Source organism: Flavobacterium magnesitis (assembly GCF_041729735.1).
GTDB lineage: Bacteria > Bacteroidota > Bacteroidia > Flavobacteriales > Flavobacteriaceae > Flavobacterium > Flavobacterium magnesitis.
This window is the reverse complement of sequence record NZ_JBCFQK010000052.1, coordinates 1-978: the sequence shown is the minus strand read 5'-3', so window position 1 is coordinate 978 and position 978 is coordinate 1. Positions and strand designations below refer to the sequence as shown.

The window sequence follows — 978 nt, the reverse complement described above, 5'->3', positions numbered from 1 at the left end:
TATAAATCCGCGCTAACGGGTATCTGGTTTATGTTTAAACTTATTTTTTTTGTTTCAATCCAAAGTTTATCTTTTCTAATGTTTGAATTTTATCAAAGGAATTCATGTTGTAATGTGATAAGCCATATTTTCCATCTTTTGATTTAGTTACAAAATCACCAAGTATAGGTAATTTTAAATTTGAGTAGTCTAAATCCTCATCAGATGAATTAAATGGTAAAAAAATTTGAAATATTAAAAATCCCCAGATAAAAATTAAACTAAATTCAGGACAGTTATATTCTGCTTTTCTTTTCAATAATACAGCGATGGGTTTACTAACAGGTTTTCCATTTGGATTATAAAGCATTGTATGAGGGATTTTGGGTTCGATTTTTAACTTTTTGTCAGTTAGCCAAGGAATACCAGATTCAAATTTTTTGAAATCATTTATTTCCATCATTGAAATCGCTATTTTAAATAGACATTTATATACATTTAATGGAACAAATGGCATCGTCACAGATTTAATTTGTATCCGATTATTTTCAATTTTAAAAAAATCTGTATTTTCAGGAGCACTCATAAGTAATGTGCCATTTTGTTGAAATTGAATAGTGAAGTTGTGATAACCATCTACATATTTTGGGTATTTCTTTTTACCGTAAATAGGTAAGTGAGCATTTTTAAAGGCTCCAAAATTTTTTAAATTATATTCGTAGACACTGAACTTGTTATTACATGAATCACATTCATTAAAACAAAACCAATCTTTATTTCCTGTAAATTCTGGGATTAAATGAGCTTTTGATTTAAATTTTTCAATATCGGTTTCACCACAATATTTGCATATATAATATTCAGATTTATGAGTTTTATATTCTCCCATTGTGACATATTCTTCATAAACATCTGAAATGTTTTCAACTTCATAATTTATTATTACGTCCATTTCTAAGATTATTTTTTAATACAAAGTAGGGTAGCCTTTCTATTAAT

The 978-nt window shown here is 26.7% G+C and carries 1 protein-coding gene; it reads right to left on the bottom strand.

The features are described 5' to 3' along the window. Positions 1–40: 40 nt before the first annotated feature. Complete coding sequence (locus tag AAGV33_RS16335; protein WP_373393442.1) at positions 41–931, bottom strand: hypothetical protein; 891 nt, start codon at positions 929–931, stop codon at positions 41–43. Positions 932–978 lie beyond the last annotated feature (47 nt).

Excerpts from the sequence above, each read along its gene's own strand:
- AAGV33_RS16335 (WP_373393442.1), bottom strand. The coding sequence starts at position 931 with ATGGACGTAATAATAAATTATGAAGTTGAAAACATTTCAGATGTTTAT.